The sequence below is a fragment of the Mesorhizobium sp. L103C119B0 genome, assembly GCF_000502235.1.
GTDB lineage: Bacteria > Pseudomonadota > Alphaproteobacteria > Rhizobiales > Rhizobiaceae > Mesorhizobium.
This window is the reverse complement of sequence record NZ_AYXE01000003.1, coordinates 187,628-204,900: the sequence shown is the minus strand read 5'-3', so window position 1 is coordinate 204,900 and position 17,273 is coordinate 187,628. Positions and strand designations below refer to the sequence as shown.

Below are 17,273 nucleotides of genomic sequence, written 5' to 3'. Positions count from 1 at the left end.
CGTTGGTGACGGCTGAACTCTATCGAATTGATAGAAATTAGATGCATTCAACGTTGCCTTTTTTGTCCGCTCGAAGGAAATTTTCGCCGATATTGGGTTTCGGAAGGAAATATTTTCCTCATATTGGTCTAACCCAAATCCGGCCGGTTTGACGCTATTTAGGAGCTGACACCGCAGAAGCAAGGCCGAGCGAGGGAAGGCTCGGTGTAGCACCGGGCGGTTCAGCCCGCAGTGATGGGAAAATCGAAGCGCAGCTTTGGAAACGGCTCATCCCGAAGCGTGTAGTGCCACCACTCGCGCGCATAATTCTTGAAGCCGCCGGCGCGCATGGCGTCGAGCAGCCTTTTGCGGTTTGCCGCCGCTTCTGCCGCCAATGGGCGATGTACGGTTTCGCTTGCCGGGTCGAAACAGTCGAAGCTGGTGCCGAAATCGAGCGTGCCGGCGCCGGGGGCGCCGCAAGCGGCGGATGACTTGTTCTTGCCGTCGCTGCGGGCGATGGCGACATCGACGGTCGAGCCGCGCGAATGGGTGGACAATTCGCCGATATAGCCCTTGGCGATGAGGTCGCCGCGCTGCACCTGAGGGTACCATTGCGGATCGGGCGGGCCGCCCTCTCTGGTCCATTTGCCCATGTCGGCAACGGCGCGGGCCGGGCGGTAGCAGTCGAAGACGACCAGCGTCAGGCCATCGGCGGCGAGCGCTTTCTGCACACCGGACAGCGCATGCGCAGCTTGCTTCGTGAGGATGCAGATTGGGGCGTCGTAGCCATCGGCCTTGCGATGCAGGAAATTTTCCAGGCCGGCATAGCGGATGTCCTGGCGGATCGAGGGATCGACATCGGCCAGGCGGACGAAGCCGGCGGGCAGGGGATCGGCGTCGGCGGGGGAGCAAGTCGAAACGAACATGGATAGGGCTAAGGCCAATCCTCGATGCAAGCGCTTCGGCACACCCCCCTCTGGCCTGCCGGCCATTGGCCGGCAGGCCAGAGGGGGGTGCCTCGCGCCGGGTTTCAGGCGAAGAAGCCCAATCCCCTGAATCGCTTGGCNGGCCGGCAGGCCAGAGGGGGGTGCCTCGCGCCGGGTTTCAGGCGAAGAAGCCCAATCCCCTGAATCGCTTGGCGCCATCTATTCAACGAACACCTTCACGCTGGCTGCGCGTCCCACGGCGTCGATGACGGTGAGCGTCGAATAGCCGGCGCCGTCGGGCAGCCAGGTCGCGGTGCGGCGGCGGTCGATGCCGACGAGCGGCTTGCCATTGGCCAGCCAGCGGAACGGCGCGCGGCCGCCTTGCAGTTTCAGCACCAGCGGCGAGGCCTCGGCGGAATTGGTGGCGAGATCGACGCGGGCGCCGTTGGGCGGGAAAATGATCGTCGGCGCCGGTTCCGTCGGGCCTGCCTGCACCAGTCCGTCGGCGCCGGCGCCGAAGCGCCCCAATGTCACCGGCAGGTCTTCGCGCCTGGCCTTGAGGACACCGGCCGGCTGGCTGGGCAACGGGACGGCGGTGAGGCCGGAGCGGACGAAGCCCTCGAACAGGATGGGGGCGGCCGAGACATAGCCGGACAGGCCGGGCACCGCACCGGCATCGGCGCGGCCGACCCACACACCCAGCACGTAGCGGCCGTCGAAGCCGACCGACCAGGCGTCGCGGTAGCCGTAGGACGTGCCGGTCTTGTAGGCGATGCCGCGCTGCAAGGCGCCCTCGGGCGGCTTTACGCCCGACAATATGTCGGTGATCTGCCAGTTCGCCTGGGCGTCGAGGATCGTGGCGGTGGTGCGCTCGGCATTGGCCGGCTCGGTGCCGTCATGCAGCGTGTTTGCCTTGCCGCCATTGGCGAGGCCGGTATAGAGCTGGACGAGATCGCGCAGCGTTACGCCGACGCCTCCGAGGCCGATGGCGAGGCCCGGCGCCTCGTTGACCGGCAGCACCGGGCTGACGCCGGCCTGGCGGAAGCGCGCCATCAGCCGTGCCGGGCCGACCGAGTCGAGCACGCGGATCGCCGGAACGTTGAGCGACAGCTGCAGCGCCTGGCGGATCGAGACATCCCCCTGATAGCCCATGTCGAAATTCTTTGGCCGGTAGCCGCCGAAATCGACCGGACTGTCCTCGATCAGCATTTCCTGCGCCACCAGCCCTTGCTCGAAGGCGAGGCCATAGATGAACGGCTTCAGCGTCGAACCGGGCGAACGCACGATCCTGGTCATGTCGATCCAGCCGGAGCGGCTGGCATCGAAGAAATCGGCCGAGCCGACTTCGCCAAGAATGTCGCCGGTGCGTGCGTCCGCCATCACCATGGCGACCGACAGGCGCGGGCCAAGCTTGATCGCGGCATCGCGCGCCACCTGTTCCAGCCCTTGCTGGACGCTTTTGCGGATCGTAAGCTGCAGTGGCTTGCCGGGCACGGCCTTGGGCAGCATGGCGTAGGCGGCGTGCGGCGCCAGCGCCGGCAATTTGCGGCGCAGGCCCGAGACATCGTCGAGGGCGGCGCGCGCGGCCTCGCGCTCGCCAAGCAGGCCTGCCGAAACCATGCGGGTCAGCACGCGGTCGCGGGCGGCATGAGCGATGGTGAGATTGCGGTCGGGCCGGCGCTTTTCCGGCAATTGCGGCAAGGCGACGAGCAGTGCTGCTTCCGAGACCGTCAGCCGCTTCGGCTCTTTGCCGAAATAGGCGAGCGAGGCGGCGCGCACACCTTCAAGATTGCCGCCATAGGGCGCCAAGGTCAGGTAGCGTTCGAGGATCTCCTGCTTGGACAGCCGCCGCTCGATCTGGATGGCACGCAGCATCTGCTTGATCTTCGAGCCGAGGCTGCGGTTTTCGCGTGGCTCGATCAGCCGGGCAAGCTGCATCGACAGGGTCGAGCCGCCGGAGACGATATGGCCGCTGGTGGCGAACTGGCCGGCGGCGCGCGCCAGCGCCAGCACATCGACGCCATCATGGTCCCAGAAGCGCTTGTCTTCATAGGTGACCAGCATGTCGACGAACTGCTTGTCGACCTGGTCGAGATGAGTGTCGAGCCGCCAGTAACCGTCCGGCGTGGCGAAGGCGCGCAACAGCTGGCCGTCGCGGTCCTGGACCTCGGTGGAGACGGTGAGCCTTCCGGGCAGCGGCGGCGGAAAAGCGCGGTCGAGTTCCCAGAGAGAAGCGGCAGCGATCGCCGCAAAGCCGACGAGGGAGGCGGCGGCGATGCCTGTTCGACGGAGAAATTTTCTGGAGAGCATGGTGGTGCCCTTCATCCGCCTGCCGGCTCCTTCTCTCCGCATAGCGGGGAGAAGGAGATGGTCGCGGACATCGGCGTGTTCATCTCCGTCAAGGCGCCTTACGGCGCCTTGATCTCCATCATGCCGGTGGCGGTGCGGGCCGAATATTGCGGCCGGTACATGTCCTCCACCGTGGCTGCCGGATGGGCATAGGTGCCCGGCGTTACCGCACGCACGACGTAGGCCAGCATGATGTTGCGGTCGCCATCGCCGTCATTGGGATTGAATGCCGCGACGAAACGATCGTCGCGGAATTCGAGATGGGCTGCATCCGTTTGCGCCAGCCAGGTGAAGTTCGACAATTGGGCGCTGGAGACAAGGCCCGGATTGTCGATCTCGAAGCCGGCCGGCAACAGGTCGGTGATCAGCAGGCGCGAAGGCCAGCGGTTCTGCTCGTAAACCTTGAGCACGACCACGTAGCGTTCGTTCTGCGTCGCCTGGGTGACGTTGGCTTCGGTGCCATCGAGCTTGTAGTAGGTGCGGTCGATGGTGAAGCCGTCGCCGCCGGCCGGCAAGGGCTCTACCGGCGAGGCGACCGTGGTGACGACCGCCTGCAGCGGCGTGGCGCCGGTGTTGGCGATGGTCAGCGGGCTGTCGGCAATGTCGGTGCCGCTGAGGTGGTTGGAATACCCACCGGCATGCGGCGCGCCGTTGACCGAGAGCGTGATCGAGTCGTTGCCCGACTTCAGCGCGCGGGCCGCCAGAAGCATCCAGGACTCGTCCTGCGTGCTGGTCCAGCGGGCATCGGCGCGTTCCCTTGCCACCAGCCGGATCAGCTCCGGCACGATGGTCGGCACCGGCCTCGATTCGGCGGCGAGCGCCAGGATCGCGGCGCCATCACGCAGCCGCGAGCCATAGTCGGACCGGTAGTAGTCGTATTCGGTGGTCGACTTGGCCAGCTGCAGCGCCGTCTGGAAGGTTGCTTCCGAACGCTGCGCGTCGCCGTAGAGCGCCAGGCTCGCCGCCAACTGGGCGACGGCCATCGGGCTCGAGAAGGCTTCGAGCTTGGTGTCGGCGTAGTAGCGCAGATCGCCGACCGAGGCCTTCTTGTTGCGGGCCAGAACATAGAGCGCGTAGGCGATTTCGCTGCCGCGATCCTGGACGTCCTGGTCGTAACCGACCGAGTTTTGCAGATTGCTCAGCGCCTGGCTCATCGCCAGGGCCGGCACGTCGTAGTTCTGCTCGCGCGCCCGGGTCAGGAAGTCGGTGACGTAAGAGTCGAGCCACAGATCGCCGGAGCCCGGACCCCACAGGCCGAAGCTGCCGGCCGAAGCCTGGTAGCTCAGCACCTTGTAGATGGCGGCCTGCACGCGGCCGTGCAGTTCGGGATCGCTTTGCATGCCAACGCCGGACGCCAGATCGTTGACGTAGAGAAGCGGCATGGCGCGGCTGGTGGTCTNGGGATCGCTTTGCATGCCAACGCCGGACGCCAGATCGTTGACGTAGAGAAGCGGCATGGCGCGGCTGGTGGTCTGCTCGGCGCAACCATAGGGGTAGCGGTCGAGCGTCATCAGCAGCGACGGCACGTCGAAGGCGGCAGCCTGCGAAACGCCGACACTGATCGAGGCGCCGTCGAGCAGGCTTGCCGCGAGCAGCTCCTTGTCGACGCGCAGCGAGCCGCCATTGCCCTTGAGGTCGACGACCAGACGGTTGGTGACCGGCAATTGCGCCGGACGCACCGGAACATACAGCGTCTGCTCGACGGAGGTGCCGTCGCCATGGGCGAGCTTGATGGTGATCGAGGCATTACCCGCCGTCTGTGCAACCAGCGGCACAGTCAGCGTCTGGCGCTTGCCCTTGGCGAGAGTCAGCTTTTCGGGCAACGGCTTGTCGCCGGTCGAGAGGTCGCCGGTCGTGGCGATCGACAGGGCATAGTCGCCCTCCGGACCGTCGGTGTCGGCGACATCGAGCCGCATGATCGCTGCATCTCCAGGCGCCAGGAAGCGGGGCAGGCCGGCGGTGATCACCACCGGATCGCGCACGATGACATCGGTCGTGGCATGGGCGACGGCCTCCTTGGTCCAGGCGACGGCCATGACGCGCACGGTGCCGTTGAACTGCGGGATGTCGAAGTCGATCCTGGCCTTGCCGTCGGCGTCGAGCTGGACCGGGCCGGAGAAGAAGGCGACCAGCTTTTCGGTCGGCGGACTGCCTTGCGGCTGCATCGAGGCGCCGTCGCCGCCGGTCCTGAGCTTGCCGCTGGTGCCGAGCGAGCCGTCGATGAGACGGCCATAGATGTCGCGGACTTCGAGCCCGAGCATGCGCTGGCCGAAATACCAGCCCTCCGGATCCGGCGCCTTGTAGTTGGTGAGGTTCAAAATGCCGACATCGACGGCAGCGACCGTGACATAGGCATTGCTGCCCGGCGCTACGCCGGCGACCGAAACCGGGATCGACAGCTGCTGGCGCGGCATCGTCTTGTCCGGCGGCGTCAGGGTGACGGCGAGCTTTTTCGAGCCTGGGTCGACCGTCAGCCATTTTACGCCGATGGCGCGCGCCGGCATGCGGGTTTCCTGCGCATCGCCGGGCCGGAACAGGGTTGCGGTGATGTAGGCGCCGGCGCCCCAGTCGTCACCGACCGGGATCTCGACCGTGCTGCCGCCGGCCGGCACGGTTGCCGTGACGGTCTTGAGCAGCTTGTCGGCGCCGATGGTGACCAGCAGTTCGCCGGCAAAATGCGGCGACACTTTCAGCTTGGCCACGTCGCGGACGGCATAGCTGTCCTTGTCGAGAGCGATCTCGAGCCCGTCAGGCGTTTCGGTGGAGGTCGAGGAGACATACCAGCCGGCGTCGAACTCATAGCTGGTCGCCGGGCCCTCGGGATCGGCAGTCTCGATCTCGAGCCGGTACTGGCCCCAGTCGACCGGCATCGTCACGGTCGCCTCGGCATCGGCGCTGAGATCGACCTGGCCGTTGGCGATCGACTTGGTGAAGGTGACCGGTTCGTAGTTCCACGAGTTGTTGTTGCGATACCACTGGTAATTGCGTTCGACCTTGACGAGCGACCACTGCGCGCCCTTCAGCGTCTCGCGCTTGCCGTCGGGATCGACCGCGATGAGGCTGAATTTGGCGGTGCCGCCCTGCGGCACCTCATTGTCGGCGAAATCCGGACGAATGCCGATCATGTGGCCTTGCGGGCGGATGCCGATGTTGAGCGAGCGCTCGATGGCGCGGCCGCCGGTTTCGCGCATGCGAACCGTGACCTTGGCGTCGACCAGCTTGGTGGTCGCGGGCAACTGGTCGACCGTGACCGGGAAGGTCGCCTTGCCGTCGTCGCCGACCACCGGCAGACCGGTGAACGGGGTGACCGAAGGCTCGGCCGACTGCTCGTCGGCAAGGCCGAACGAATAGCCGGCGAAACGGTCCCAGTCGCGCGCCGTCGACAGCGTCAGCTCGCCTTCGAGCGCGAGGCCGGCGGCCGGCGCGCCATAGAGGAAGCGGCCGTCAATGTCGATGTTGGCGGTTTCGCCCTGTGCGATCTCCTGCTTGTCGGACTTCATGTCGAACTCGATGCGATCCGGCACGAAGTCTTCGACCAGGAACATCTGGCTGGAAACGGCCGCCTGCTTGGGATCGGTATAGATCGACACCGTCCAGGTGCCGCGCATGGCGTTGGCTTCCAGCGGCAGGTCGACGGCATAGCCGCCGGCCGAGACGCCATCGGCAACGATGCGGCGGTTCTCGACGCCGTCGGGACGGGTGAAGATGAAGGTCAGCGGCAGGTTTTCCACCGCTTTGGAGGCGCCGTCGCGGGCAAGGGCTGCGACATGCACATCCTCGCCGGCGCGGTAGATGCCGCGTTCGGTCCAGGCATAGACATCGAGCGCGCCCGGTGCGGCGCGTCCGGCGACGCCGCGATCGGACAGATCGAAGCCGGCGCGGCCCATGTCGAGGAAGACGAAATCGTTGTCGCCCTGCTTGGCCATCAGAACGGCCGGCACCATGCCGCCGTCGCCGCGCGTCAGGCCGGGGTTGAAGACAGCATGGCCTTCGGCGTCCGACGTGGCTGTGCCGAGGATTTCATTGTTCCTGGCCAGCAGCGTCAGTTCGGCGCCGGCGATCGGCTTGGCGGTTCCGAGCGAGCGGGCAAAGACATTGAGGCCATCCTGGCCGGTATAGGTCGACAGGCCGATGTCCGAGACGACGAACCACTGCGTGGCAAGCGAATTGTAATTGTCCTCGTCATTTTCATTTACCGCTTGCGCGGTCAGCACGTAGACGCCGGGCCTGCGCTGCGGCAAGGCTTCGTCGACCGGGAACGAAGTCGTGACGTCCTTGTTGAGGTCGTTGGCGATATCGAGCTGCCCCTGCCAGACCGGCTCACCCATCTGGTCGGAAATGCTGGAGATATCATAGCCGTCGAGCTGCTTCAGGAACTGATAGCCGGACAGAAGCTGCGCCAGCGAACGATCGCCGATGCGGTAGAGCTTCATCTGCGCGGCATTCATGTTGACGGTGACGACCGGGATGCCGCGGCGGGCGCCGGCGGGCAGCACGAAGCTGTCGCCGGTGAAGCGGGCGGACGGCGCGCGGTCCTGCACATAGATCGACAGCACGACCGGAGCGGCGGTGACCTCGCCAATGGCGGCCGGCAGGCCGGCGCGGAAGGTCACTTCGTAATGTTGGCCGTGCTCCAGGCCTTCGACGCAGATCTGCTTGTCCTTGGCCTCGACGCCCTTGGGCGGCTGGTTGTCGACGGTGACGAACTGGGCGTAGTCGACGCCGGTCTTGACCAGCTCCTCGGAAAACTGCGCGCAAATGCGCGGCGCGCTGGTGTCGGCGTCGATCGAGTGATCGATGACGCGGAAGCCCTTGCGGGCCTTGAGATCCTCATATTCGGCCTTGACCGCCGGCGAACTGACCAGCGCGAGGCTGGCTTCATAAGCCTGCAGGGCTGGACGGTAGAGATCGCGGCGGTCGAGGCCGTTGCCGAGCAGCGCCAGCACTTCGGCGCGGGTCTTGGTGGTGCGCAGCAATTTGTAGGCGTTGATGGCGGCGGAGGTGCCTTTGACCGGCAGATTGTAGGATTCGGAGGTGCCGCTGGCCGGCTGTATGGCAAGCGTTTCACGCGCCAGACCGAGCCAAAGCTGGCCGTCGTCAGGCAGGACCGAGACCGCGGCCTCGTATTTGTTCATGGCCTGGCCATGGTCGCCGGTCAGTGCAGCCTGTTCGGCGGCGGCGCGGAGTGATTCCAGCCCGTCGGTCGGCTTGTCATAGGCCGGATCGGTCAGCTTGTTGCGGTATTGCTGGGCCTGGTCGGCCATCCAGTTGGGGAAGAAGGCGAGTTCCGGCGGGGCGCCGATATCGGGGTCGCCATCGACATTGACGACCTTGCCCGCGACCGCGCCGCTGAANGAGTTCCGGCGGGGCGCCGATATCGGGGTCGCCATCGACATTGACGACCTTGCCCGCGACCGCGCCGCTGAAGGGTTTCAACTGGTTATAGTCGGATTTTAGGAAGCACCATTTGGCCTTGTTGTTGTAAGTAAAGGCGCGGCAGGCGGGGTCGCCGAGGCATGTCGTCTTGCACTGATCGAGGCTGACATTCTGGTCCGATCTGAGATCGAAGCCGAAATAGTCGGAATTATTTGAGGTCACCACCCGGCGGGCTTCGGCCGCTTGCGCTACAGACCCCCAGGCGAAAATGAGAAGAATCAAGATCGACAGACCACGAGCCGCCGCGCGCATCGCCATAACACCCTCCAGACACTGCTACGTCCGCGGCATGTTCAAGCTTCAGTCAAGCTTGTCAACACGAGGACGGGCAGGTTTCCGCCCGCCAACGGTTCCCAAACCGGCCAATGACCGGTATGCCGATAGTTCATCCACGGGAAAGGGATCACGCTTTCTTGCGAAAACGCAGAAGGTGTGAATTCCAAGCCCTGCCTATTTCAGACAATTGGATTGTGGCCCCTTTACGAGCGCTTCAAAACTTCATTCCAATTTTAGTTTTGTAACCTAGGTTGTCCTGATGCCGGCGTATGAAGCGCAGATGTCGAAGGTAAGTGCGCCACGGCGCACGCTTTCGCGCGCGCTGATTGTGGCGTTGGCGTGCTCGAGCGTGCTCGTTGCCGAATCGGGGTCGGCGGCCGCCTTCGAGCTCTTCGGCATCAAATTGTGGGGCTCTTCGAATGACGAAGACGCCGATATCGTCGACCCGCTGCGCTATGCGGTGACCATCGAAGCGCCCGATGCCGACAAGGACCTGATCAAGAAGCTCGAAAACGCCTCGTCGCTGAAATCCGACGAGGACCGCCCGGTTTCCGGCTCGCTCGGCCTTCTGGCAAAGGCGCGTAGCGACCGCGAACAGCTGGTCGCCGCGCTTTATGCCGACGCCCGCTATGAAGGCGTCGTCACCATCACCATCCAGGGCAAGGCGCTCGACGATTTGCCGCCCGATGCCGAATTCACGGGTCCGCAGCCGATCCCGGTGGTGGTCAGCATCGCCAGCGGGCCCAAATTCACACTCGGCAATATCAGGCTGGAGGGCGATGCCGCCGGGCTGGCGAGCGCCGATTTCGGCCTGATAGCCGGCGGCGATGCCGGCTCGGGCGCCGTGCTCAAGGCCGAGGCGCTGATCGTGCGGGCGCTGAAGCAGGAGGGCCGGCCGCTGGCCCGGATCACCGACCGGCAGGTCGTGGCCGAGCACACCACCTCGACGCTCGACGTGACGCTGACGGTGGCCGCCGGGCCGGTTGCCGGCTATGGCGATACCACCGTCGATGGCACCGAGAAGGTCGATCGCGAGTTCGCCGAATATATGACCGGGCTGAAACGCGGCCGGCGATATTCGCCTGACGAGATCGACGGTGCCCGCGACCGGCTGCTGAGGCTCGAAGTGTTCAACAGCGTGACGCTGAAGGAAGCCGACAGTCTCGACGCCGACGGCAACATTCCGATCGGCGTTCAGGTCAGCGAGCGCAAACCACGCTATTTCGGCGTCGGCGGCACTTTCTCCAACACCGAAGGGCTAGGCCTGGAAGGCTATTGGGGCCACCGAAATCTGTTCGGCCGGGCCGAAAAGCTGCGCATCGAGGGCAAGATCAGCGGCATCGGCAGCAACGATCTCAGCGAACTCAACTACAATGCCGGCATCATGTTCGAGAAGCCGGGGGTGGTCGGGCCGGCCTCGAAATTCATCGCCAGCGTCAAGACCGTACTCGAACATCCCGACGCCTACGACCATTTTTCGGTCAAGGGCAGCACCGGCCTGTCCTATGAGATCGACAAGAAGCAGACGGTTTCGGCTGAAGTCGCGCTCGACTATTCCAGGATCACGGACGCCTTCGGCAAGCACAAATACCTGATCGCCAGCATTCCGCTGCAGTATGTCTATGACAACAGGGACAACCGGCTCAATCCGACCAGCGGCTTCAGGGTTCTGGCCTATGCCGAACCGAGCTACGACATTCTGAGCNCATTCTGAGCGGCGCCGCCTTCCTCAAGCTCAGGGGCGAGGGGTCGGCCTATCAGTCGCTCGACACGGCCTCGAAATTCGTGCTTGCCGAACGCGTCGCGCTGGGTTCGATCGTCGGCACCGGCCTTCAGAACGTTCCAGCCGACAGGCGCTTCTATTCCGGCGGTGGCGGCTCGGTGCGGGGCTATGCCTATCAGGGCATCGGAGCGAAGGACATCGACAATCAGCCGATCGGCGGGCTTTCCTTCTTCGAAACATCGGTCGAAATGCGCATTGCGCTGACCGACACGATCGGCATCGTGCCGTTCGTCGACGCCGGCACTGTCTCGACCACAGCGACGCCGGACTTTTCCGACGTGAAGGTCGGCGCGGGCGTTGGCCTGCGCTACATCACGCCGTTCGGGCCGCTGCGCATCGACGCCGCCGTGCCGCTCAACCGCGACCGTGGCGACCCGCGTTTCGGCATCTATGCCGGCATCGGACAGGCGTTCTGACGATGAAGATTTTGAAACGCATCCTTCGCCTGTTTTTCTACACGCTGCTGATCGTGGCGGCGGCGGGCATCGGCGCGCTGGTCGTGCTGACCAAGACCGAGCGCGGCCGCGAAAATCTCGCCGGCATCATCTCTGACATGGCCTCGTCAGGGGACAGCAAAGTCACGGTCAGCGGCATTAACGGTATCTGGTCCGGCGCGCTGACGGTCGACCATGTCGTGCTGGAAGACCGCGAGGGCGCCTGGCTGGTGGCCCGCAAGGTGGCCGTCGACTGGTCGCCGCTGGCGCTGTTGTCGAAGAATTTCAGCGCCGACCGCATAGCGGCCGAACGGATAGAACTGGCACGGCTGCCTGTGGCGAGCACCGTGCCGAGCCAGAGCGGGTCGGGTGGCCTGCCGGTTTCGCTTGATATCAGAGCGATCGATTTGCCGGAGATCGCGCTTGGCCAGCAACTTGCCGGCAGCGGCATTGCCGAGCTTGCGGCCAAGGGATCGGCCAAGGTCGATGCGTCGCCGCTGGCGATCCAGACGGTGCTCAACGTTACCCGCCATGACGGCAAGCAAGGCAATGTCGACGCCAACATCCACTTCGCGCCGGATGAGAACAAGCTCGACCTCGATCTCAAGGCTTCCGAGCCGGCCGGCGGCATCATCGCCAATCTCCTTAAACTGCCCGGCGCGCCGCCGGTCAACATCGTCGTCTCGGGCACCGGGCCGCTGGCCAACTGGAGCGGCGTCGGCACCTTCATGGTCGATGGGCAGATCGTTACCCAGCTCACCGGCCGGCACCAGCTGACCGACAAAGGCAACCGGATCGAGGCCAAGGGCGACGGTTCGTTCGAAGGGTTCCTGCCGGAACGGTTCAAGTCGCTGTTTGCCGGCAAGACCAGTTTCGACCTCGCCGGCACCGCGACCGCAGCCGGCGGCGTCGACATCGAGCGCGCTGCGATCGAGAGCGACGCAGTTCATGGCACCGCTGCCGGCATGGTCGACCCCAAGGGCGCCAGTGACCTTTCGGTCGAACTGGTGGCCAAAGCCAAGCCGGTCACGGTCAATGTCGGTACCCCGGCGCAGCCGATCATGGTGGCCATCAACAATGTGACCGCGCGCGCCTTCGGTGACGGCAAGGCGCCGATGATTGACGCCAGCGCTTCACTGGTCTCGGTGGTGGCGGGCGGCTCTCAGGTGAACAATCTGGATGCGAAGATCCATTCCGACGGTTTCGACATCGAGAGCCGCAGCGGCCCGGTCAGTGTAAGTCTGGCGGCCGCCGGGCTGAAGACCGACGTGGCGACGCTGGCGCCGCTGATCACCGGCAAGCTGACGGCCTCTCTTGCCGGTTCGATCAGCAGGGACGAGATTTCGCTCGACGAAGGCACGCTGCGCAGCGATGCTCTCAATGCCGGGCTGACGGCTAAGGTGACGCTGGCCGATCTCGCCATGACGCTGAAGATGAATGCGGATGCTGTGTCGACGGCGCTGCCGCCGCAGATCAGTTCGCTGCTTGGCGAACGGGTCAAATTCTCGGCGACCGCGACGCGCGATCCGCAGGGCTCTTTCGCCGCCAACTCGATCGAACTCACTTCCGGTTCGCTGAGCGCCAGCGGCACCGCCAGCGCGCAAGGCAGCGATATCCAGGCCGACATCAAGGGCAAGCTCGGCGACGTCTCGGTGCTGTCTTCGCTGGTCGGCGTGCCGATCGCCGGCGGGGTCGATTTCGCGCTGACGGCAAGCGGCGCGCGCAACGCACCGGATTTCTCGGTTTCGGCCGACAGTGCCAGCCTGACGGCCTCCGGCCGCACCGTCAAGGACATCAAGCTGACCGCATCGGGCAAGGCCGACATTGTGAGCCCGGCCGCAGATGTCTCGCTGACCGGCGCGGTCGACGAACAGCCGCTCGCCGTCAAGGCGGCGCTGGTGACGAGCGACGGCAAGCGCTCCATCAAGGGGCTCAGCGTAGCGCTGGGCGACAACAAGGTGTCGGGCGACCTCGCGCTCGATGAAAAATTCCTGCCGCTGGGGACGCTGACGATCTCCGCCCCCGACATCGCGCCGCTGGCGTCGCTGGCCGGGCAGACGGTGGCCGGCGATATCGGCGGCACCGTGGTGTTCTCCAAAGACGGCGAGGCGCCCACCGTCGCCATCAATGCAGCCAGCGTGTCGATCGCGCGCGGCGATGTGGCAGCCAAGGCAGTCACCGTCAGCGCACTGATCGCCAACTATCTCACCAGCCCGGCGATCTCCGGCACGATCAAGGCCGAGAGCGTGACCTCGGGAACGACCGTCGTCAGCGGCATCGGCGTCGACCTCAAGCGTGACGGCGACTGGACGAATTTCACCGGCGGAGCAACCATATCAGGCATTCCGGCGACAGCTGCCGGGCGGGCGAAGATTGCCGGCGGCGCGACCAGCGTCGAGATCGCGTCCGGCGAGGCGACGGTGCGCGGCATCAAGGTGGCGATCGCCGAGCCGTCGAGCCTGACCATTGCCGATGGCATAACCAACATTCAAAGGCTGGTAGTCGATCTCGGCGGCGGCTCGGTGACGCTGTCGGGCACGGCGGGCCAGACGCTCGATCTGGCGGCGACCTTCTCGGCGCTGCCGGCTGCGCTTGCCAATGGCTTTTCGCCCCGCCTCGATGCCGCGGGCACGCTCGACGGCACGGCGCAAATCACCGGGCCGTCAGCAAATCCCGACATTCGCTTTAATACAAAACTGGCCGGCGCCGAGACCAGCCAGACCCGTCAGGCCGGGCTCGGACCGCTCGATGTCGATGCGGCCGGCAGCTATTCGACGGCCGGCGGCATCGTGCTGGATCAGGCGACGCTGTCGGGCCAAAAAATCTCCGGCAAGGCAGCCGGCACCGTCAACCCGAACGGCGCCAGCGATTTCGCGCTCGATCTGACATCGTCCGGTCCGAGCCTGCCGTTGACGCTGGGCAGCGCGGAAAGCCCGATCAAGCTCGAATTGCAGGCGCTGTCGGTGAAGGCGGCCGGGCAGGCTGCGCAAGCCAAGCTCGACATCTCGGCGGTACTGCCTTCGGTGGCGACGGATGACGCCAAGGTCGAGGGCATTGCGCTTGCGCTGCATTCCGATGCATTTGATATGAAAAGCCGAACCGGTCCGATCTCGGGCACGGTGACGGCGGACAAGATCGGTCTGGACAATCCGACCATCGCGCCGCTGATCGCCGGCAAGATCACCGCCAAGATCGCCGGCAGCCTGGCGGCGGACGCGATCACCATCGACAGCGGCTCGGTGCAGGCCGATGCGCTGGGCAGTGCCTTCAATGGCCGTGTCGGCTTTGCCGATGGAGCAATCGACCTCAACCTCAACGCCGACGTGCTGTCCGCGGCATTGCCGGCTGCGGCGCGCGGCGTGCTGGCAGAGCGCACGCAGCTCAGCGCCACGCTGAAGCGGGATGCCAATGGCAATGTCAGCGCCAATCCGGTCAGACTGGCGTCGGGCGCACTGACCGCGGACTGTCAGGCCAGTCTCGCCGACAACAAGCTCAGCGCAGATATCAAGGGTGCACTGGCCGACATCTCAATGTTGTCGAAAGATGCCAAAGGCGCGATCAGCTTTGCACTCAACGCGCAGGGGCCCAGCCTGGCGCCGGACCTGTCGCTGACGGTCAACAGCGACCGGCTGCTGGTGGCGGAACGCGAAATCACCGGGTTGAAGCTGACCGCCACCGGCAAGGCCGATGCCGCCAATCCGGCGGCCAATGTGCAACTGACCGGCAATGTCGCTGGACAGGCGCTGCAAGGTAGCGCGGTGCTGGCGACGGCGGACGGCAAGAGCGCCATCAACGGACTGCTGTTGTCACTCGGCAAGAACAGGATTTCCGGCGACCTTGCGCTCGACGAGGCTTTCGTGCCGGTCGGCACCATCGCGCTCGACCTGCCGGATATCGGGCCGCTGGCGGCGCTGGCGCTGGAAAAGGCCGAAGGCGATGTGCGCGGCACTATTGCATTCTCCAAGACCGCGGATGGCCCGAACGTCGCGGTCAAGGCTGCGACCGCTTCGATCACGCGCGGCGACCTGCAGGCGAAGACGGTGTCAATCGATGCGCTGGTCGCCAACTATCTCGCCGCGCCGGTCATCTCGGGCAAAATTCGCGCCGACAGCGTTATTTCCGGTGGCACCGCCATCAGCGGCATCGATGTCGATTTGAAGCGCGACGGCGAATGGACCGGGTTTTCCGGCGGCGCCACCGTCAAGGGCATTCCGGCGAAGGCTGCGGGCAGGGTAAAGGTGGCTGGCGGCACCACCACCATCGAACTCGCTTCCGGCCAGGCCACGGTGCAGGGCATCAAGGCGGCCATCGCCCAGGCCTCGACCGTCAGCATCGCGAACGGCACCACGACGCTGGACAAGCTGGTGCTCAATCTCGGTGGCGGCACGGCGACGGTGACCGGCAAGGTCGGGCAGGCACTCGACATCAGTGCCGCGCTGTCGAAGGTGCCGGCTTCGCTGGCCAACAGTTTTTCGCCGGGCCTCCAGGCCGCCGGTTCGATTTCAGGAACAGTCAAGGTAACCGGCGCGCCGGGCAATCCGACTGTCGCTTTCGATATCGATGCTGGTGGGGTGCAGACCTCGCAGACGCGCAGCGCCGGTCTTGGCGGCATGAATATCTCTTCGTCGGGAACATTCGCCGGCAAGAAGCTCACCTTCAACGCTGACATCAGCGACGGCGCCGGGCTTGGCCTCAAGGGCGGCGGTACGGTGACGACGGCCGGCACACCAGCGCTGGTGCTCGACTTCAACGGCAAGGTGCCATTTTCCTTCCTGGCCGCCAAGCTTGCGGCGCAAGGGCTGTCGCTCAGCGGTACCGCCAACGTCAATATCCAGATGCGCGGCCCGGCGGCGTCGCCGGTGATCGGCGGCACGGTCAGCACGTCGGGCGCCCGCCTGGTCGACGCGCGTTCCGGCCTTGCCGTCAACGACATTGCCGCCGACATTTCGATCGGCAACGGCGTTGCCCGGATCAACCGGCTGACCGGCACGCTGTCGACACGCGGCAGCCTGTCGGCCTCCGGCACCCTCGGCATCAATCCGGCGCAAGGTTTCCCAGCCGATTTGTCGATCAAGCTGGTTGACGGCCGCTATACCGACGGCAGGGTGGTGACAGCCAATCTCGGCGGCGACCTGACCATCAAGGGGCCGCTCACCTCGGCGCCGGTGATTTCGGGCACCGTCAACCTGGCCAAGACCGTCATCACCGTTCCCGATAAGCTGCCGGGCTCGCTGGCAGCGCTCGGTGTCAAGCACAAGAACGCGCCCGCCTCCGTGCGGGCGCAGGACAAGGCCTTGCGACCGGCGGCGGCCAGCGGGGGTGGCGGCAGTGGACTTGTCCTCGACGTCACGGTCAATGCGCCGAACCAGATCTTCATCCAGGGCAGGGGTGTCGATGCCGAGTTCGGCGGTTCGCTGAGGCTGACCGGCCCGGCGGCTTCGCCGCAGGCGGTCGGCACCTTCACCTTGCAGCGTGGGCGGCTGTCGATCCTCGGCAAGCGGCTGACCTTTACCGAAGGCACGGTCGGCTTTTCGGGCTCGCTGGTGCCCTACCTCAACTTGACCGCGACATCGACCACGACCAGCGCCACCGTCACCATCGTCGTCTCGGGCGAAGCGACCAATCCGAAATTCGACTTCTCATCGGTGCCGGCGCTGCCCGAGGACGAGGTGCTGGCGCAGCTGATTTTCGGCCGCTCTATGTCGAACCTGTCGCCGCTGCAGATCGCGCAGCTGGCCGAGGCCGCCGGCCAACTGGCCGGCGTCGGCGGCTCGACCTCGCTGCTCGAAAACCTGCGCAGTGCAATCGGCGTCGACGACCTGGATGTGACCACCGATGACCAGGGCGGGACGGCCGTGTCTGCGGGCAAGTATCTCAATGACCGCACCTATGTGACGATCCAGAAAGGCGACAGGCCAGGATCGGGCAAGGCGACGATCGACCTCAATGTCGGGCGCGGCGTCAAGCTGCGCGGCGAGGCCAACGATGGCGGCGAGGCCAAGGGCGGCATCTTCTACGAAAAGGAATATTGAGTTCCTGGCCCTTACCGCCGCCGGAACTGGCGCTGTCTCAACCCGCCCAAAATGTATC

At 65.3% G+C, this 17,273-nt stretch carries 3 protein-coding genes and 2 pseudogenes; 2 read left to right on the top strand and 3 right to left on the bottom strand.

What is annotated here, in order from left to right:
* Positions 1-221: 221 nt before the first annotated feature.
* From X728_RS160635 to X728_RS01000000166340, 3 genes and pseudogenes are all read right to left on the bottom strand, one after another.
* On the bottom strand, positions 222-905 hold the full coding sequence (locus tag X728_RS160635; protein WP_023830799.1) for a M15 family metallopeptidase: 684 nt from the start codon (positions 903-905) through the stop codon (positions 222-224).
* 219 nt (positions 906-1,124) lie between these two features.
* Entirely contained in the window at positions 1,125-3,230 is a 2,106-nt protein-coding gene (gene pbpC / locus X728_RS160640) for a penicillin-binding protein 1C (RefSeq protein ID WP_031194886.1), read from the bottom strand.
* Positions 3,231-3,313: 83 nt separating this feature from the next.
* A pseudogene (locus X728_RS01000000166340) lies at positions 3,314-8,948 on the bottom strand (alpha-2-macroglobulin family protein).
* A 277-nt stretch (positions 8,949-9,225) separates the two neighbouring features.
* On the opposite strand from X728_RS01000000166340, the pseudogene X728_RS01000000166335 reads away from it, so the two are divergent.
* Both X728_RS01000000166335 and X728_RS160645 read left to right on the top strand, forming a co-directional pair.
* Positions 9,226-11,165 (top strand): annotated as a pseudogene (locus tag X728_RS01000000166335) (autotransporter assembly complex family protein).
* Positions 11,166-11,167: 2 nt separating this feature from the next.
* Positions 11,168-17,215, top strand: coding sequence for a translocation/assembly module TamB domain-containing protein (locus X728_RS160645; protein WP_023830797.1), 6,048 nt, complete (start codon positions 11,168-11,170; stop codon positions 17,213-17,215).
* Positions 17,216-17,273 lie beyond the last annotated feature (58 nt).

What these genes read in the sequence shown, in the direction of transcription:
- X728_RS160645 (WP_023830797.1), top strand. Translation starts at nt 11,168, where the DNA reads ATGAAGATTTTGAAACGCATCCTTCGCCTGTTTTTCTACACGCTGCTG.
- X728_RS160635 (WP_023830799.1), bottom strand. Translation starts at nt 905, where the DNA reads ATGTTCGTTTCGACTTGCTCCCCCGCCGACGCCGATCCCCTGCCCGCC.
- pbpC (WP_031194886.1), bottom strand. Translation starts at nt 3,230, where the DNA reads ATGAAGGGCACCACCATGCTCTCCAGAAAATTTCTCCGTCGAACAGGC.